Source organism: Streptomyces sp. NPDC029152, assembly GCF_055564355.1.
The window spans coordinates 225,292-242,150 of sequence record NZ_JBVHWR010000002.1 but is presented as its reverse complement, the minus strand read 5'-3'; the positions used below and the strand labels follow the sequence as shown (position 1 = coordinate 242,150).

At 73.4% G+C, this 16,859-nt stretch carries 17 protein-coding genes; 4 read left to right on the top strand and 13 right to left on the bottom strand.

Annotation, left to right across the window (positions count from 1 at the left end):
• Positions 1–87: 87 nt before the first annotated feature.
• Positions 88–1,491 (bottom strand): APC family permease, encoded by a 1,404-nt coding sequence (locus ACZ4V6_RS04970; protein ID WP_467822575.1) that lies wholly within the window; start codon positions 1,489–1,491, stop codon positions 88–90.
• Complete coding sequence (locus ACZ4V6_RS04965) at positions 1,484–3,175, bottom strand: amidohydrolase (RefSeq protein WP_467822573.1); 1,692 nt, start codon at positions 3,173–3,175, stop codon at positions 1,484–1,486. The genes ACZ4V6_RS04970 and ACZ4V6_RS04965 overlap by 8 nt, the downstream gene beginning before the upstream one ends.
• Before the next feature lie 118 nt (positions 3,176–3,293).
• Between ACZ4V6_RS04965 and ACZ4V6_RS04960 the strand changes: the two genes are divergently transcribed.
• Positions 3,294–3,893: a TetR/AcrR family transcriptional regulator gene (locus ACZ4V6_RS04960; RefSeq protein ID WP_467822571.1), complete on the top strand. Its 600-nt coding sequence runs from the start codon at positions 3,294–3,296 to the stop codon at positions 3,891–3,893.
• 342 nt (positions 3,894–4,235) lie between these two features.
• The gene (locus ACZ4V6_RS04955) at positions 4,236–4,439 is read left to right on the top strand and encodes a cold-shock protein (protein ID WP_467822569.1); all 204 of its coding nucleotides are present in this window, start codon (positions 4,236–4,238) and stop codon (positions 4,437–4,439) included.
• Between the two features lie 490 nt (positions 4,440–4,929).
• Here the strand turns inward: ACZ4V6_RS04955 and ACZ4V6_RS04950 are convergent, their stop codons facing one another.
• Together ACZ4V6_RS04950 and ACZ4V6_RS04945 are read right to left on the bottom strand one after the other, a co-directional pair.
• Entirely contained in the window at positions 4,930–5,250 is a 321-nt protein-coding gene (locus tag ACZ4V6_RS04950; protein ID WP_467822568.1) for a DMT family transporter, read from the bottom strand.
• Entirely contained in the window at positions 5,247–5,897 is a 651-nt protein-coding gene (locus ACZ4V6_RS04945; protein ID WP_467822566.1) for an FMN-dependent NADH-azoreductase, read from the bottom strand. The genes ACZ4V6_RS04950 and ACZ4V6_RS04945 overlap by 4 nt, the downstream gene beginning before the upstream one ends.
• Before the next feature lie 110 nt (positions 5,898–6,007).
• On the opposite strand from ACZ4V6_RS04945, the gene ACZ4V6_RS04940 reads away from it, so the two are divergent.
• Together ACZ4V6_RS04940 and ACZ4V6_RS04935 are read left to right on the top strand one after the other, a co-directional pair.
• On the top strand, positions 6,008–6,559 hold the full coding sequence (locus tag ACZ4V6_RS04940; protein ID WP_467822564.1) for a TetR/AcrR family transcriptional regulator: 552 nt from the start codon (positions 6,008–6,010) through the stop codon (positions 6,557–6,559).
• A gap of 196 nt (positions 6,560–6,755) precedes the next feature.
• Positions 6,756–7,787, top strand: a complete 1,032-nt coding sequence (locus tag ACZ4V6_RS04935) for an LLM class flavin-dependent oxidoreductase (protein WP_467822562.1) — start codon at positions 6,756–6,758, stop codon at positions 7,785–7,787.
• Positions 7,788–8,096: 309 nt separating this feature from the next.
• On the opposite strand, the gene ACZ4V6_RS04930 is transcribed toward ACZ4V6_RS04935, so the two are convergent.
• The 9 genes from ACZ4V6_RS04930 to ACZ4V6_RS04890 all read right to left on the bottom strand — a co-directional run bounded on the left by ACZ4V6_RS04930 (position 8,097) and on the right by ACZ4V6_RS04890 (position 16,826).
• Complete coding sequence (locus ACZ4V6_RS04930) at positions 8,097–8,975, bottom strand: Cgl0159 family (beta/alpha)8-fold protein (protein WP_467822560.1); 879 nt, start codon at positions 8,973–8,975, stop codon at positions 8,097–8,099.
• Between the two features lie 80 nt (positions 8,976–9,055).
• On the bottom strand, positions 9,056–9,976 hold the full coding sequence (locus ACZ4V6_RS04925) for a TIM barrel protein (protein ID WP_467822558.1): 921 nt from the start codon (positions 9,974–9,976) through the stop codon (positions 9,056–9,058).
• Positions 9,977–10,123: 147 nt separating this feature from the next.
• Positions 10,124–10,333 carry a hypothetical protein gene (locus ACZ4V6_RS04920; protein WP_467822556.1) on the bottom strand — a complete coding sequence of 70 codons (210 nt, stop codon included), beginning with the start codon at positions 10,331–10,333 and terminating at the stop codon, positions 10,124–10,126.
• A gap of 167 nt (positions 10,334–10,500) precedes the next feature.
• Positions 10,501–11,316 carry an HAD hydrolase family protein gene (locus ACZ4V6_RS04915; protein ID WP_467822555.1) on the bottom strand — a complete coding sequence of 272 codons (816 nt, stop codon included), beginning with the start codon at positions 11,314–11,316 and terminating at the stop codon, positions 10,501–10,503.
• Positions 11,313–12,143, bottom strand: coding sequence for an inositol monophosphatase family protein (locus tag ACZ4V6_RS04910; RefSeq protein WP_467822553.1), 831 nt, complete (start codon positions 12,141–12,143; stop codon positions 11,313–11,315). The genes ACZ4V6_RS04915 and ACZ4V6_RS04910 overlap by 4 nt, the downstream gene beginning before the upstream one ends.
• Positions 12,140–12,943 carry an HAD family hydrolase gene (locus tag ACZ4V6_RS04905; protein ID WP_467822551.1) on the bottom strand — a complete coding sequence of 268 codons (804 nt, stop codon included), beginning with the start codon at positions 12,941–12,943 and terminating at the stop codon, positions 12,140–12,142. Before ACZ4V6_RS04905 ends, ACZ4V6_RS04910 begins: the two co-directional genes overlap by 4 nt.
• Positions 12,944–13,046: 103 nt before the next feature.
• The gene (locus ACZ4V6_RS04900; protein WP_467822549.1) at positions 13,047–13,832 is read right to left on the bottom strand and encodes an HAD family hydrolase; all 786 of its coding nucleotides are present in this window, start codon (positions 13,830–13,832) and stop codon (positions 13,047–13,049) included.
• On the bottom strand, positions 13,820–14,962 hold the full coding sequence (locus ACZ4V6_RS04895) for an ABC transporter ATP-binding protein (protein ID WP_467822547.1): 1,143 nt from the start codon (positions 14,960–14,962) through the stop codon (positions 13,820–13,822). Before ACZ4V6_RS04895 ends, ACZ4V6_RS04900 begins: the two co-directional genes overlap by 13 nt.
• A gap of 7 nt (positions 14,963–14,969) precedes the next feature.
• Positions 14,970–16,826 (bottom strand): ABC transporter permease, encoded by a 1,857-nt coding sequence (locus tag ACZ4V6_RS04890; RefSeq protein WP_467822545.1) that lies wholly within the window; start codon positions 16,824–16,826, stop codon positions 14,970–14,972.
• Between the last annotated feature and the right edge of the window lie 33 nt (positions 16,827–16,859).

Sequence of the window (16,859 nt, the reverse complement as noted above, 5' to 3'; positions counted from 1 at the left end):
GATCGCCCGAGGGCGCTCAGGAAGCGGGTTCCGCACCACAGGGGCGAGGACAGCCGGAGAACCACCCCGTCCAAACGCCCTCCGGGCTCACTCCCCCGGGTCCGGCGTCCGCGCGGGGCGGCGGAATCCGCCCGTGCGGAGCGCGAGGACCGCCACGCCCAGCAGCGCCCAGAGGACGCCCACGGTCTTGGCCGGGGTGTCCAGGCTGATCCACAGCGCCGCGTTGACGACGAACCCGAGGGCCGGCAGCAGCAGTTGCAGCGTGACGGCGACGGGCCCGCGGGCCTCCGCCCGCCCCGCGCGCCGGTCGCGCACCCAGAACCCGATCACCGCGATGTTCACCGCGGCGAAGGCGACGTAGGCGCCGAAGTTGATCAGCGACGCGGCGCTGCCGAGGTCCAGGAAGACGGCGGAGGCGGCGACCAGGCCCACGACGAGCACGTTGACGGCGGGGACGCCGGTGCGCGGGTCGATCCGCCCGAAGACCGCGCGCGGCAGCATGCCGTCGCGCCCCATCGCGAAGAGCAGCCGCGCCGCGCTCATCTGCTGGGTCAGGCCGCACCCGAGCACGGCGGTGAGGTAGCCGCCCACGAACACCGCCTGGAACGCGGCACCGCCGATGTACTCGGCGATCTCCGGTGAGGCGCCCACGATGTCGCCCACGGCCGAGACGTCCGGGAAGAGCGTCTGCATGGCGTAGGTGACGGCCAGGAAGAACACCCCGGCGGCGGCCACGATGAGCAGGATGGCCCGCGGGATGTCCCGGCGCGGGTGCTCGGCCTCCTCGGAGAGCGTGGAGACGGCGTCGAAGCCCAGGAAGGACAGGGCCAGCAACGACGCGCCGCCGAACAGGTCGGGCAGCGACACCGTGGCCGGGTCGAACCCGGTGGTCCCGAAGGACCCGCCGTGGGTGACGACGGCACGCACGGCGAACACGAGGAACGCGACGGCCACGCCGGCCTGGACGATGACGAGCGCCACGTTCACCTTGGCGGCCATCTTCACGCCCACCAGGTTCAGCACGGTGCAGACCACCACGGTGGACAGCACCCACACCCACGCCGGGACGGCGGGGACCACCGCGCCCATGTAGATCGCGGCCAGCAGGGCGTTGAGCATGGGCAGCAGCACGTAGTCGAGCGTGGCGGACCAGCCGACCAGGAAGCCCACGGGTGATCCGAGCGCCTTGCCGGCGTACGTGTACACGGATCCTGCGGAGGTGATGCGGCGGGCCATCCGCGCGTAGCTGAGCGCGGTGAGTCCCACCGCCGCGAGCACGGCCAGGTAGGCCAGCGGCACATGGCCGTCGGTCGCCTCGGAGACCAGGCCGAAGGTGTCGAACACCGCCAGCGGCGCCATGAAGGCCAGGCCGAGGAAGACGACGTGGCGCAGCTTCAGGCTGCGGCGCAACCGTGCGTCGTTCGAGGCGTCCGGGGCCCGGCCGACGGCGGACGAGGCGCCCTCGTCGGCGCACGGGGAGAGGTCAGGCATGGGCGTGACCGCCTTCGGCGTGGGCGGAGCAGGAGGTGAGCGCGCCGTAGTGGCCGGCGGTGGCGCGCGCCGTGGCGGCCTCGTGGACGACCTCGCCGCCCACCCAGGTGATCTCGGCCCGCTGCTGCAGCAGCGCGGCCGGGTCCGGTTCGAGCGCGTAGAGGTCCTCGGACCAGGCGACGAGGTCCGCCCGGGCCCCCTCGCGGACGACGCCGTACTCGTCCTGACGGTGCCAGGCCCAGGCGCCCTCGGCCGTGTAGCCGCGCAACGTGTCGTCGAGCCCCAGGCGTTCCTGCGGGGTCCAGGCGTCCTCGCCGTCCAGTCCGGCCCGCGTCAGCGCCGAGTAGAACCCGACCAAGGGGTCCATCTCCCCCACCTGCCAGTCGCTGGAGAGTGCCACGTGGGCGCCGGAGGCCATGAGCGAGCGCAGCCGCCAGGCACGGTCCCAGCGGGCCTCGCCGATGTTCTCCATCCAGGTGCCGGCCACGAGGTCCGGGGAACAGTGGCGCGGCTGCATGACGGCGGTGACGCCCAGCCGGGCGAAGCGCGGCAGGTCCTCGGGGGCGAGGCACTCGACGTGCACGATCCCGTGGCGGCGGTCGCGCGTGCCGTTGGCGCGCGCGGCGTGCTCGATCGCGTCCAGTGCCAGGCGGATACCGCCGTCGCCCGTCGCGTGGGTGTGGGTCTGGAAGCCGAGGCGGTCCAGTTCGGTGATGACCCGGGTGAGTTCGCCCAGCGGCGCCGAGGGGTGGCCGCGGTGTCCGGGCCGGTTGGCGTAGTCCTCGAGCATCCAGGCGTTGTGGGGCTCGATCACGTCGTCGGCGTAGAGCTTGACGGGGCCGAAGGCCAAGCGGTCACCGCCCGGTGCGGAGTCGGCCGCGGCGCGCAGTCGCCGCCGGAACGCGCCGTCGGATCCCATGGGGTGGAAGAGCGCCGCGATGACGCGGGAGCTGAGGCGCCCTTCGTCCCGGGCACGCTGGAACAGGTCGATCTCCGCGAGCGGGACCTGCGGTTCCACCACGGTGGTGATGCCGGAGGCGGTGGCCATCTCGAGGCTGCCCAGCAGTTTGCGGTAGCGCCGCTGCGGCGAGTACATGGGGATGTCGCGCTGCAGGCCGGCCAGACCTGCCGTCGTCATGGCGCTGGTGTAGAAGTCGGTGACCCATCCGGTCGCGCGGCCGTCGGCGTCCCGCTCCGGACGGCCCCAGGGGATGTCGCCTCCGTCGTCCAGGCCGAGCGCGCGGACGGCGGCGTCGTTGAGCCACACCGAGTGCTGGTCGTAGGTGGTCACGAAGACGGGGCGGGAGGTGATGCCGGCCAGGTCGCGGGCGGCGGGCCGCCGGCCGTGGACCACCGAGTAGACCGCGTTCTCGGCGCAGATCCAGGTCAGGTCCGGGCGCGCGTCGGCGAGTTCGGCGATGCGGCGGCGGACCTCCTCGAGGGTCTCGGCTCCCTCGAGGCTCACGGCGTCGGGGTCGAAGCCGAGCAGCAGGTGGTTGTGGCTGTCGATGACGCCCGGCGTGAGGAGGCCGCCGTCCAGGCGGCGGTGCTCGCGTGCCGCGGGGGTGTCCGCCGCCTCACCCACGAAGGCGATGCGCCCTCCGGTGATGCCGACGGCGTCGGCCCAGGGACGGGCGTCGTCGAAGGTGCGCACACGAGCGCCGGTGATCAGGGTGTCCAGCATGGTTGGTCCTCGGTTCTGGGACGGGCCGCGAAGGTGTGCCGAGACGATGCGCGCATTATTTGTCACCGGCGTCAAAGAATGGGTCGAGTGTGCTGAGGGCCTCGGCTACTGTCAAGGCATGGCCCGCCCCAAGAACCAGGACGAACGCCGCGCCCACCTCATCCAGGCGGTCATCGACACGACCGCCAGTACCGGGCTGCGCTCCCTCTCCCTCGCAGACGTGGCACGCAATGCCGGCCTGACCCGAGGGGCCGTCCTGTACTACTACGACGACCTGGACGCCCTGCTGAGGGAGGCCTACCGCGCGGGCATGGAACGCTTCTGCGACCGGCGGGACGCGCTGCGGGAGACCGTCGGGGACCCCGCGCGACTGCTGGGCGAGACGATCCGCGCCGGGCTGCCCACGGGGCCCGACGACGCGCTGATGCGCCTGCTGTACGAGTTCGACGTGCTGGCGGGAAGCTCCCCGCTGCACACCACGCTGGTCGAGTCGATGTACGAACGGCAGTTGGCCACGTACCGGGCCGTGCTGGAGCGCGGTACCGACGCCGGGGTCTTCAGCCTGTCCCTGGACCCCTCGACGGCGGCTCTGAACCTCGTGGCGCTGGAGGACGCCTACGGCCTGCACATCGTGGCCGGCAACGGTCAGATCGGCGTGCCGCAGGCCGTGCGGGCGATGTTCGACGCGGCACGCGCGTTCGGCGCACCGGCTGCGTGACAGGGTGCCGGGCACAAGGGTTCAGGTGCCCTGTGCCCGCCGCGCCGGGCGCCTGGCCGAGCGCCCTCGTCAAGGACGCCGGCCGCCCGGGGGCCGGGCTTCCCCGTCCGCCGGAAGCGGGCCCACCGCTCGGTCCGCGCCCCCTCGACGCCGTGCCGCACCCTTCGGAGCGGCCGAGCCGCTCCGGGGGGTGCGGAGGGCCGTGGTGGCATGCAGGGGAGTGAGGTCGGGCGACGACCAGCGTTTCGGCTTCCCCGTTCCCGAACCGACGACGATGATCGACCACCCGGCGTGGCAGCACACGGCTGCCCGGCGTCCGTTCCCCGCGGGAGGAGACAGACCATGGCCACCGGCACAGTGAAGTGGTTCAACTCGGAGAAGGGTTACGGTTTCATCGAACAGGACGGTGGCGGGCCGGACGTGTTCGTCCACTACTCGGCCATCGCCGGCGGCGGCTACCGGGAGCTCGGCGAGGGCCAGAAGGTCCGCTTCGACATCACCCAGGGGGACCGAGGCCCGCAGGCGGAGAACGTCAGCCCGGCCTGAGACCCCGATCGGCTCGTGGGCCGGCATGGGGCCGGTCCACGGCCCGGCGCGGACACCCCGGCGCGCGGTCGGGCCGGGAGTCACTGGCATCCGCCGGGGCCGAGCCGGCGGCGCGTTCGACAGCGACCTTCCCCGGGGAGGCCGGGTCCCGGGCGCTCACCGGTCGGCGCGGCCGCCCCTTCCGCGCCGGCCGGGTCCGCGTCGACGCCTCCGTCCCGCGCCCGGCGGCCGACATCGAGCACCGAGGCCGGCGGCCCGGCCGCCGCGGTCTCCCGGCCACGCGTGCCGCACCCGCACGGCTGAGGCGTCCCCCGCCGTGCGGGTGCACGGTGTTCCGGCGGCCGCGCGGCAGGACGGTGCGGCCGGGACGGTCACCCGGGCCGGCCGCACCGTCCGTCGCGGGGTGCGCCGTCCTGGACCGGGGCCGCGGGCGTTGCCGTGGCGCGGACTTCCGCCGGAGCCGCCGTCCGCCGACGCACGGTTCACTCCCTCACTCCGCCGATGTGGCGCGCGCGAGGGCCACACCGGCGACGACGAGGGCCAGGGCGGCGATGCGGCCGACACCGACCGGGTCCTTGTGGACGACGATGCCCAGCACGATCGCGCCCGCCGCACCGATCCCGGTGAACACCGCGTACGCCGTGCCCACCGGCAGGTCCCGCATCGCCAGGGACAGCAAGTACACCGCCAGGGCGGCGAGAAGGAAGCAGACCAGGGTCGGCAGCGGCCGGGTGAAGCCCATGGTGGGCCTGATGCTCTGTGACCAGGCCACCTCCACGCCGCCCGCGGCCAGGAGCAGCAGCCAGTTCACAGTTCTCCCCCCAGCGTCCGGGCGGCGGCGAGGGCCGTGTCACGGGACTCCTCGTGCTGGGCGCGCCGGCCGGCCAGGGCCGGATCGACGAGGGAGTTGACCAGCTCGGTGCCGACGAAGGTGACGTCCTCGACGGCGTAGTGCCCGAGGAAGAAGTCCCGCAGATAGCGCTCCTGGTGGTCGTACGGGTGGCGGGGCGTGCCGGGGCCGTACGCGCCGCCGCGGGCGTGGGTGACGACGAACCGCCGCGGGGCCAGGTTCATCTTCGGGAAGGTCACCTGGTCGATCCACGCCTTGAGGGAGGCGGGTATCGAGAAGTTGTACATGGGTGCGGCGATCAGGACGACGTCCGCGGCGAGGAGTTCGGACAGCAGGGGCTCGATCACGGCCCAGGCCTCGGACTGGGCCGGGGTGCGCACGGCCTCCCGGTAGCGGTGCGGGTCGGTGATCCCCTGTTCCAGCACGTGGTCGCACAGCTCGGTCCACGCCTCGCCGATGAAGGGGACGGGGTCGAGCGCGAGGTCGCGGTGGAGGTGGGTGCCGTCCGGATGGGCCTCCCGCCAGGCGCCGGCGACGGCGTCGCCGAGTTCGCGGCTGAAGGAGGTGCGGCGGGCGCTGGCGTCGAGGTGGAGCAGGGTCGTGCGCATGGGTGTGCCTCCCTGGCAGATAAGTGGACGCGGCGTCCATTTGTAGCATCCGAGAAGAGCCAACCGGACACGTCGTCCACTTATTCCGGTGGAAGCCTTAGAGTGGATCCGTGACCAAGGAACGTGCCGACGCCGCCCGGAACCGGAAGAAGGTGCTCGCCGCCGCGGCCGAGCTGTTCGCCGCGAGGGACCCGCGGGGCGTCACGATGGAGGACGTCGCCCGAGCCGCCGGCGTCGGCCGCGGAACGCTGTACCGGCGCTATCCGGACGTCCCCTCCATCGCCGTCGCCCTGCTGGACGAGCACGAGAAGGCCCTCCAGCACGAGTTGCTCCGGGGAGCCCCGCCCCTCGGTCCCGGGGCGCCGCCCCGGGAGCGGCTGGCCGCCTTCTTCGCCGCCATGATCGAGCTGCTCGACCGGCACGCCCACCTGGCACTCGCCGCCGAGACCGGCGCCGGGCGGTACGCCACCGGCGCCTACGGCTTCTGGCACGCCCACGTCCTCGTGCTCCTGCGCCAGGCCGGCGCGTCCGACCCCGACGCCCTGGCCGACGTCCTGCTGGCCCCTCTGGCCCCCGACGTCTTCACGCACCAGCGCCGGCAGGGCGTTTCGACGGCCCGGATGACGGCCGCGCTCACCGGCCTCGCCCACGCCGTCGCCTGACCTCGCGCAGTGCACCGGGCGGCCGCCCTGGTCCCCGGCGCGCTCGTCGGCGTTCTCCCCGCGGGTGTTTCGTTCTCGTGAACACCCGGGCGGAAGGCGTTCCCCGGGGACCATTCCGCGGGGACGAGGAGGCATGATCCGTCTGTCGGGAGGTGGCGGGCCCGTGCGGGCGCCGGTCGGTGGGAGTCGGGTGGAGATGGGTGGCAGGGCGCTGAAGAAGCTGGGGTTCCTCACGATCGGGCTGTTCGACGAGGACGATCCGGGCCGCGGGCACGAGGACACGCTGCGCATGCTGGAGCTGGGCGAACGGCTCGGCTTCGACAGCGCGTGGGTGCGCCACCGCCACCTCCAGTACGGGATCGCCTCGCCGGTGGCGGTGCTCGCGGCCGCCACTCAGCGCACCAGCCGCATCGAACTGGGAACCGCGGTCACGCCGTTGGGCTGGGAGAACCCGCTGCGCCTCGCCGAGGACTGGGCGACCGTGGACATCCTGTCCGGCGGCCGCCTCAACCCGGGCGTGAGCACCGGGCCCCCGGTGCACTACGAACGGGTGAGGGACGCGCTGTACCCGGACACCGCCGACGCCGAGGATTTCGGCTACGCGCGGGTGCGGCGCCTGCTCGACCACGTCGCGGGCGAGCCGGCCACGGACTTCCGCGGCACGGAGGGCATCGAGACCTACTCCGACCGCGTGCAGCCCCACTCGCCCGGCCTGCGGCGGCGCATGTGGTACGGGGGCGGCAGCCTGCGCTCGGCCCGCTGGGCCGGGGAGAACGCGATGAACCTCCTCACCAGCAGCGTGGTCAAGGCCGAGCGGTCCGAAGGGGACCCCGGGGCCGGGGACTTCGCCGCGATCCAGCTCTCCCACGTCCGGGCCTTCCGCGCGGCGCACCCCGACGGGGAGGCCGCGCGGGTCTCCCAGGGGCTCGTGGTGGTCCCCACCGACTCCGCCGACGCCGCGCAGCGCGCCAAGTACGAGGAGTACGCCGCGGAGCGGCTGCCCCGCACCAGGCGTCCGCAGGGTCCGGCCCGTCTGCTGTTCGCCCCGGACCTCGTGGGCCCCTCCGAGTGGATCGCGGAACGCCTGCGGGCCCACGCGGCGTTCCGGGAGGTGGACGAGGTGGCCTTCGCCCTGCCGTTCGCCTTCGGCCCCGAGGACTACGAGCAGATCCTGACCGACATCGCCGGCCGGCTCGGTCCCGTGCTGGGCTGGAGGCCGGCGGCCTGACGGCCACCGTGCCGGACGGGCGTCGGAGCCGGCCTCGGCGTGTCCTGGTCGTGTGTCCCAGCCGGTCCGGTCGGCGGAAGCCGGGAGAGACGTCCGTCGCGCCCCGGGCGCCCGTGTGCCGAGCCCGCACACGGTGTGGGCTCGGCACACGCTACGGGCTCGAGGGGCCGTACGGCCCGAAGACGCCCCCGTCCCACGGTTTCCCTGCGGCCCCGGCAGGCGGATCCGCGGCCCGCCGTCCTCGACGGGGGCAGTGGCCGCGGTCTGCCGTCCGGGGCCGGTGACCGTGCACCGGTCGGGCGTGGTCGCTCATGCGCCGCTCCCGTGGACGATCCCGGCCGCGATGTCGACGGCGGCGGCGACGTCGCCGTCGGGCGGGTAGAGCAGGGTGCGCCCGACCACCAGTCCCCGCACGGCCGAAAGCGACATCGCCGTCGCCCAGGACGCGTACGCGTCGTGCGGATCGCCCTGCGGGTCGCCGCCGAGCAGCAGGGTCGGCAGGGTGGTCGCGTCCAGGACGCGCTCGAGTTCGTCGACGACCGGCAGCTTCAGCCAGGTGTAGGCGCTGCTCGCGCCGAGTGCGCTCGCGATGTGGATCGACCTGATGACGCTGTCGGGGTCGAGGAGGTTGCGGGCGCGGCCTTCCTCGCGGACGGTGAGGAACGGCTCGACCATGGCCATGAGGCCGTGCTCGGCGAGGCTCGTGACGGCGGCGGCGGTCGCCTGCAGGGTGGCCACGGTGCCGGCGTCGTCGAGGCAGATCCGGGTGAGCGTCTTGCCGCCCTCGAGTCCGTGCGCGGCGATCGCCTCCGCGGTGTAGGCGGTGAACCGGTCGTCGAACTCGAAGGAGGCGCCCTGGAGGCCGCCGCGGTTCATCGATCCGATGGCGATCCGGTCCTCCAGGGCTCCCATCAACAGCAGGTCGTCGAGCAGGTCGGGGGTGCCGAGCACGCCGTCCACCCCGGGGCGCGACAGGGCGGCCGCCAGGCGGTCGAGCAGCGCGGTGCGGCTCGCCATGGCCGCCTCGTCGCCGCGCGCCCCCAGGGCTCCCCGGGCAGGGTGGTCCGCCGCGACGATGAGCAGGCGGCCGTCCTCACCGGTCAGCGGACGGCGGGAGCGCTTCTGCCAGGACCGTTCGATACGGCCGGGCTCGCGGACGCGGATCTCGGTCAGGTGTGCTGCGTCCATCGCGCGTTCCCTTCACCGTGGTCGAGCGGGTGGTCGTGGATGCCGGTCCGTCCGTCGACGGCGGGCTCGTGGACCATCGGTCAGTGCTCCACGGCGTCTGCGGCAGGCCCGTTGCCGACGGCGAGGGAGCGGAGGTGGGCGACCGAGGCGCGGACGTCGTCGAGGGGATCGGCGCCCCCGTCCTCGCCGGGTGCGGCCCGCAGGATGGTGTCCTGTTCGAGTACGTACCATCCGGCGTACCCGTCCGCCTCGAGCAGCCGGACGATTCCGGCGATGTCGACGTCGCCGGCGCCCAGGGGGACGTACATGCCCTCGGCGACGGCCTCGGTGTACGTCGTGCGGCCGGCCCGCACCCGGTCGGCGAGGTCCAGGCGCACGTCCTTGAGGTGCACGTGGGCGACGCGGCCGGGTTGCCGGGCGGCGAGGGCGAGGGGGTCGCCGCCGCCGATGAGCAGGTGGCCGGTGTCCAGGCACAGTCCGATGCCGGACCCGTCGAGCACCCGCTGGGTCTCCTCTCCCGACTCGACCATCGTCCCCACGTGGGGGTGCAGGGTCGCGAGGACGCCCGCGCCGGCCGCGGCGGCGGAGATCCGGTCGAGGTTGGCCAGGAGGACGGACCACCCCGCCGCGTCGAGCACCGGCCGGTCGTCGTAGCCGTCGGCCCCGGTCGCCGCCGCGACGACGACCGTGCGGGCGTCGGCGGCCAGGAGACCGGTGAGGGCCGCCTCGACCCCGGGGACCGGGTCGTGGTCCGGGTCGTGGAGGACGACCGGCACGAACTGGCCGACGGCGCGCAGGCCGTGCGAGGCGAGCGTCGCGGCCTTGTCCGCGGGGGCATCGGGCAGGAAGCCTTCCGGGCCGAACTCGGTGGCCGCGAGTCCGGCCTCGCGCATCTGCCGCAGGACCAGGTCCGTGCCGAGCTGGTGTCCCCAGTCCGGGACTTCGCAGACGCCCCAGGAGATGGGTGCTCCCGCGATGCGCTGGGTGAGGGGTGTGGTCACGGCCTGCCTCCTTCGGCGACGTGGACGGCGTGGGTCGGCCTGATCGGCATCCGTGCCTCTTCTCTGTCCGTCGTGGTGTGCCGGGCGGCGCCCGGCTCTCGTGATCGAGCCTGCCCTCACCCGCAGGGACCTGTCAATCTATTGTCCTTACATATTGACTGGCATGTGCCGGCGATGGGGCGGCGTCCTTCGGTCCGCCTCGTCCCGCAACAGCGTCGCCTCGGTGATCCCCTCACGATCGGAGAGGCGGGGCACCAGTTCGTCGTGCACCCCGTTGCCGGACAGCTCCAGCAGGACGCCCACCTGGGCGGGGGCCGCGTCCACCGACGGGAGACCGGCCGTCCGCAGTCCGGCCACGTGGAATCCCGCCCCCGTGCATTCCCGGACGATGTGGCGCAGCAGTCCGCGCCCGTGCCCAGGTCCAGGAGCAGCCGGTGTCCGCGATGCTCGACCAGGTGCCCGAGCACGGGTTGCCCGGACCCGGGGCCGGCCTTGAGGACCCGAGGACCCGAGGACCGTGACGATCACCGCCCGGTGCCTTCGACGACGCGCTCGACGAGGTCGGCCACCGCGCCGAGCGCGCACGGTCCCACCACGACGTCCGCGGCGGCCCGGACCTCCTTGTGCCCGTCGCCGACCGCCGCGCCCAGCCCGGCGGCCCGCACCATGGCGGTGTCGTTGGGGTTGTCACCGATGGCCGCGACGCGGTCCATCGGCACGCCCGACCGCTCGGCGAGCCGGCGTACCGCCACTTCCTTTCCCGCGGCGCCCGGCAGGATCTCCAGGTAGGTGTCCTCCGACTGCAGGAGGCGCGCCGCCGGGCAGTGCCGGGCGGCGAGCCGCGCCAGCGGGCCGAGGCCCGGCCGGTCGGCGATCAGCATCACCTTCGTCGGGGCCCGGCGTACGGGGTCCTCGCGCAGTTCGATCCGGTCGCGTCCGGCGTACGCCGCCAGCGAGGGGGCGTACCGCAGCACGTGGGCGTCCTCGCCGGCGAAGGCCACCGCCCCCACGCCCTCGGGCAGTTCGGGGAGCAGGTTCTCGCACAGCGCGGGCCACGAGGGGCCCAGGTCCAGGTCCAGCAGCCTCTTCCCGGTCAGCGGATCGACGACGCGGGCACCGTTGCAGACGATCATCGGTGTGCTCAGGCCGAGTTCCCGGTGGTAGCGGCCCGCCGACACCTCGTTGCGGCCGGTGGCGACGACCACGGTGCCGCCCAGGTCCTGGTAGCGCCGCAGTGCCCGGGCACTGCGGGGCACGATCCGCAGGCCGCGGTCGACCAGGGTGCCGTCGAGGTCGGTGACGATCCACAGGTAGCGCAGGTCCGCTCCGGGCGGTGTCATGAGGCGCTCCTCGCGGGCAGGCGGGAGAGGTACCAGTCGACGAATTCCCGGGCGGCGACCGGTTCGAGGTCCGCCCCGTGTGCGAGGTAGCCCGGCTGGTCCCAGCCGTCTTCGCCGGCGAAGGCGCGGTAGACGCCGCCGGAGCGCTGCACCAGCACTCGGGCGGCGCAGATGTCCCAGGCGTTGACGGAGGTGCCCAGGGCCGCGTCGCACCAGCCGGCCGCGACGTGGGCGAGGGTCAGCGCGGCGCTCCCGGTGCGGCGTACGGTGCCGTAGCGGGCGACGAGTTCACCGAACCGGGGCAGCGTCTGCGGGTCGTTCCACGCCAGTTCGCGGGTGGTGGGGAAGCCGGTGATGAGCAGTCCGCGGGCCTCGTCGCGCACTCCGCCGGGGCGCAGCGGCTCGCCGCCCAGGCGGGCGCCGGTGGCGTCGGCGGTGAAGACGTGTCCGGCGACCGGGTCGACGATCGCGCCGGCCACCGGTTCGCCGTCGACCGTGACACCGACGGAGGTGCAGAAGAAGGCCAGTCCGCGGGCGAAGTTGGCGGTTCCGTCGATGGGGTCGACGTACCAGGCGATGCGGCCGCCGCCGTCCTGGCGGCCGCCCTCCTCGCCGACGACGGTGCTGTCCGGCACCCGCTTGAGCAGCAGTTCGCGGATCCGCTCCTCGGCCCGCCTGTCGTGCACGGTGACGGGGTCGTGCTCGTCGCGCTTGAAGTCGACCTCCATGGCGGCGCGGAAGGCCGCCACCAGGTCCGGGGCGACCGCCAGCGCCGCCTCGGCGGCCGTCTCGCGCAGCCGCACCGACAGCTCGTCCAGCTCGTTCATGCCGCCCCCTCATGTCCGGCGGTGTGCCCGGTGCCGCGGCGGGCCAGTACGGCGCGCAGCAGGCCGAGCAGTTCCGTTCCGTCGGCGACCTCGGCGTCCGGCTGCGGACGTGCCTTCGGGTCGCGGCGCTCCACCGGGCGCATCAGGATCGTCGCGCCGGCTCCGGCACGTCTGCCGCACACCACGTCGCGGTCGTAGTGGTCGCCGACGTACCAGCAGTCGGCGGGGTCGACCGACAGGGCGCGGGCGGCCAGCCGGATCGTCTCGGGGTCGGGTTTGCGCAGCCCGGTCTCGTCGGAGTAGACCTGCACGTCGAGCAGGGGGTGGGTGCCGAAGCGGCGGGCGAGGTCGCGGTTGAGCGAGCCCACCAGGGTGTTGGACACGATGCCCGTGCGCACGCCGTGCTCGCGGGCGAGCCGCAGCGTCTCCAGCATGCCCGGGGCGAGGGTCCTGTCGCTCCCGGCGAGGACCATCTCGCGGCACAGCGGGATCGCCTCCGCGCCGACCAGGGCGCGCGCCGCGGGGGGCCAGTCGGCGGCGACGAAGTCCTCCCACAGCTCGCGGTGTCCGGTCTCGCGGGGCGCAGGGGTCCGGACGAGCCCGTTCTTCCAGGCGCGGTAGGCGGCCCTGCCGGCCTTGATGTCCTCCAGCACGGTGTCGCGGTCGAGGCCCGCCGAGGGGCCGATCAGCGCGTGCACGCGGTCGGCGAAGGCGGCCGTCCGCCCGGGTCGCTCGACGGACCGCATCAGCACACCGCCGTGGTCCAGCAGCAGCGCCCGCGGGGGGCGGAGCGTCGTCACGGGGTCTCCCCTCGGGTGGTTCGGTCGGTTCGGACGGCCGGAAGGGTGTGCGGCGCGCGGCCGGCCTGCCCGGTCCCCCGGGCGGCGCCGGGGCGGGCGGGCCTCATCGGGCCTGCGGGGCCGCGGCCCCGAGGAGCAGTTCGCGCAGTCCGTCCGGGTCGCCGACGACGGCGTCGGGTTCGGCCCGGACGGTGTAGGGACGGTCGTAGGTGCCGCGGGCTTCCATCAGGACGGTCGCGCCGGCCCCGGCGCGCCTGCCGCACACCACGTCGCGGTCGTAGTGGTCGCCGACGTACCAGCAGCCGGCCGGGGCGGTGCCCAGGGCGCGGGCGGCGATGCGGATCATCTCCGGGTTGGGTTTACGGACGCCGGCCTCGTCGCTGTAGACCTGTACCGCCACCCGTTTGTCGAGGCCGTGCCCGGCCATGTAGTCGCGGTGCACCGATCCGGCGAGCGCGTTGGAGACGATGGCGACGGCGATGCCGAGGTCGTCGCAGGTGTCGAGGAGTTCGGGGATTCCTGCGCGGGTGGCGCGGTCCTGCTTGAGTTCGCCGAGGCGGTGGCAGAGCGGGGCGGCGTGGGCGGTCACCCAGGCGTGCGCCGCGGGGGGCCAGTCCGCGGCGACGAACTCGCTCCAGAAGCGCCGGTGGGTCATCTCCTCGGGGGCTGCCGGCCGGCTCATCGCGTTCTTCCAGTGCGAGTCGGCCGCGGAGCCCGCCTCGAGGTCCGTCTCGATGTGTTCGACGCTCAGTTCGCGGCAGCCCGCCGCGGTCAGGGCGGTGTGCAGTTCGGTGGCGAGTTCGTGCGCCCACGTGGGCCGGTTGGTCGTGGCCACGACCACCCCGCCGAAGTCGAGCAGGAGGGCTGTGGGGCGGGTCAGCTGGCCCATGTGGCGGTGTTCTCCTTCGTCAGTGCGGCCTCGGCCGCTTCGTCGGGCAGCCTGTCCCCCGACGTGTCGAACAGGTGCAGGTCGCTCGTGCGGACGGCGCAGCGCACGACCGAGCCCGGGGCGGCGCGCACGTCGGTGTACGCGACCAGGTACAGCTCGGTGTCCTCGGCGCCCACCAGCACGGTCCAGCTGGATCCGGTGGGCAGCGCGGTCTTCACGGTGGCCTCGAAGACGAAGGCGTCCGCGGGCGGCCGGTCGCCGTCGCCGAGCATCCGCAGGTGCTCGGGGCGGACGCCGATGGTGGCCAGCCGACCGGTGAGACCGGGACGTTCGGCCAGGACCCGGTCGCGGGCGGCCTCGGTGAACGCGTCGGCGCCGGTCTCGAAGAGGTTCATCGGGGGGCTGCCGACGAAGCGGGCCACGAAGGTGTTGGCCGGCCGGTTGTAGACCTCCATCGGCGGGGCCATCTGCTGGACGAGCCCCTTGTTCATCACCACGACGTGGGTGGCCATGGTCATGGCCTCCAGCTGGTCGTGGGTGACGAAGACGATGGTGTGGCCGGTCTCGTCGTGGATGCGCTTGAGTTCGGCCCGCATGTCCAGCCGCAGCTGGGCGTCGAGGTTGGACAGCGGCTCGTCGAGCAGCAGCACGTTCGGGTTGACGGCGAGCATGCGGGCCAGTGAGACGCGCTGCTGCTGGCCGCCGGAGAGCTGGGCCGGGTAGCGGTCGGCGGCCCACTCGATCTGCATCATCTTCAGCGCGGCGGCGGCGCGTTCGGCGCGCTCGGCCGGTTTGACCCTGCGGACCCTCAGGCCGAACTCGACGTTCTTGGCGACCGTCAGGTGCGGCCACAGTGCGTAGTTCTGGAAGACGAGGCCCATGCCGCGCTTTTCCGGGGGGACGAAGACGCCGTCGCGGGTGGAGTCCATGATGCGGCCGCCGACGGTGATGGTCCCGGCGTTGAGCGGCTCCAGCCCGGAGATCATGCGCAGGGTGGTGGTCTTCCCGCACCCGGAGGGGCCGAGCAGGCACGTGAACGAGCCGTCGGGGATCTCCAGGTCCAGGTTGTCGACCGCGGGCGGTCCGGAGCCGTAGCTCTTGCGCACCGACGAGAGCGTGATGGTCGGCATGACGTCTTCAGCCTCCGAGTCCGGACGACAGGTTTGTCTTGGTCAGGCGCTGGGTGAGGTAGGTGGCGAGGAAGGAGACCAGCGCGATGACGAGCACCACCGCATTGGCCATCTGGTCGTAGGCGTAGTCGACGAGGTTGATCGACAGCGTGGTCAGCAGCTGGGTGCCGGTGGTGGTGAGCATGATGACGATGCTCAGTTCCTTCAGGCCCGAGATGAACGGCAGGATCACGCCGGTGGTCAGGGCGCCGCGCTGGATCGGGATGATGATCTTGCGCAGCCGGGTGAACCAGCCGGCCCCGGAGACCTGCGCGGCCTCCTCGGGTTCCCGGCCGAGCTGTGTCATGGCGCTGATGCCCGAACGCGAGGCGTAGGGCAGGTGGGTGACGGCCAGGACGATCACCAGCAGGCTGACCGAGCCGTACAGGGCGGGCACCGGCCCGCGGCGCACGGCGAACAGCGAGAGGAAGGCCGCCGCGAAGGCGATGCCCGGCACCATGTACGGCAGGAAGCTGATCTGCCGCAGGAGCGAGCCGGTCCTGCTGCCGCCGGCGCGGACCACGACGTAGCCGACGAGCAGTCCCACCACACCGCAGATGAGGGCGGCGAGGCCCACGATGCGCAGACTGTTCCACGCGGCTTCGTAGAGCGTGCTGCCGCGCAGCACACCGTGCGGGAAGCCGGGGGCGCCCGGCAGGTGGGCGCCGATCCAGTACTTGAGGGTGAAGTTGTCGGCGCGGAAGACGCCGGGGGTCTTGCTGACGGTGGACAGGGCGAGGGTGGCCACCGGGACGACGACGCCGGCGGTGAACACGGCCAGCGCGGCGCCGAGTGCGGGCCGGCGCCAGCGTCCGAGGGCGCAGACGCGGTCCATGGCACCCTTGCCGCCCACCGTGATGAACCGTTTCTGTTCCCTGGCGAGCCGGGTGTCGACGAGGATCACCAGGACCCCGATCACCACGATGACCGCGGTCAGCACGGCGGTGACGCCGCGCTGGTGGCTGTTGACGGCCCGGAACAGCGAGGTGGACAGCAGGCTGTAGTCGACGGGCAGCCCCAGGATGTAGGGGGTGCCGAAGGTGCCGAGGATGCGGCCGAAGACCAGCAGGACCGAGGACGACAGCGACGGCAGCATCAGCGGGAGGGTGATCCGGGCGGCGACCGTGCGGCGACCCGCGCCCAGGATGCGCGCGGAGTCCTCCAGCTGGCTGTCGATGCGGCGCAGCGCGTTGCCGAACAGCAGGAGGACGAACGGGTAGTAGTGCAGGCCCAGGCAGAGGATGATCGGTACCTGGCCGTACGCCAGCCAGTTCGGCGTGTGCACGCCCCACGACTCCAGGATGCCGATCTGTCCGCCGGAGGAGTCGTTCTTGAACAGCGCCAGCCACGCCAGCGCGAAGGTCCAGGACGGCAGCATGTACGGCACGACCAGAGCGGTGGACAGCCACTTGCGGCCCGCCACGTCGGTGCGGGTCAGCAGCCAGGCCATCGATCCGCCGAGCACCACGGCCACGACCGTGACCCCGATCGCCACCACGACGGTGTGCAGCAGCGGCTCCCAGAACAGCAGCCTGGCCACCGGTGAGCGGAAGACCCGCCAGAAGTAGTAGCCGGTGAGGCTGCCGGGCCTCTGCCGGGCCTGGCCCTCGTCGCCGTACTGCACCTGCGTGGAGTCGGAGAGCACCGCGATCAGCGGTGCCAGGACCAGATAGAGGAGGACGGCGACGAGCAGGACGCCCAGGAGGTGCGTCGGCTCGTGCCCGAGGACGCTCAGCCGGTAGCGCAGCCGGCTGAGCCGGGTCCCGGCCGGCCCGTCGTCGGCTTCGGACGGGGCGGTGGCGGGTGAACGGGTGGCGGCGGCCATACGCGGGTCTCCGTAACGTGTCTGTGTGCGGGC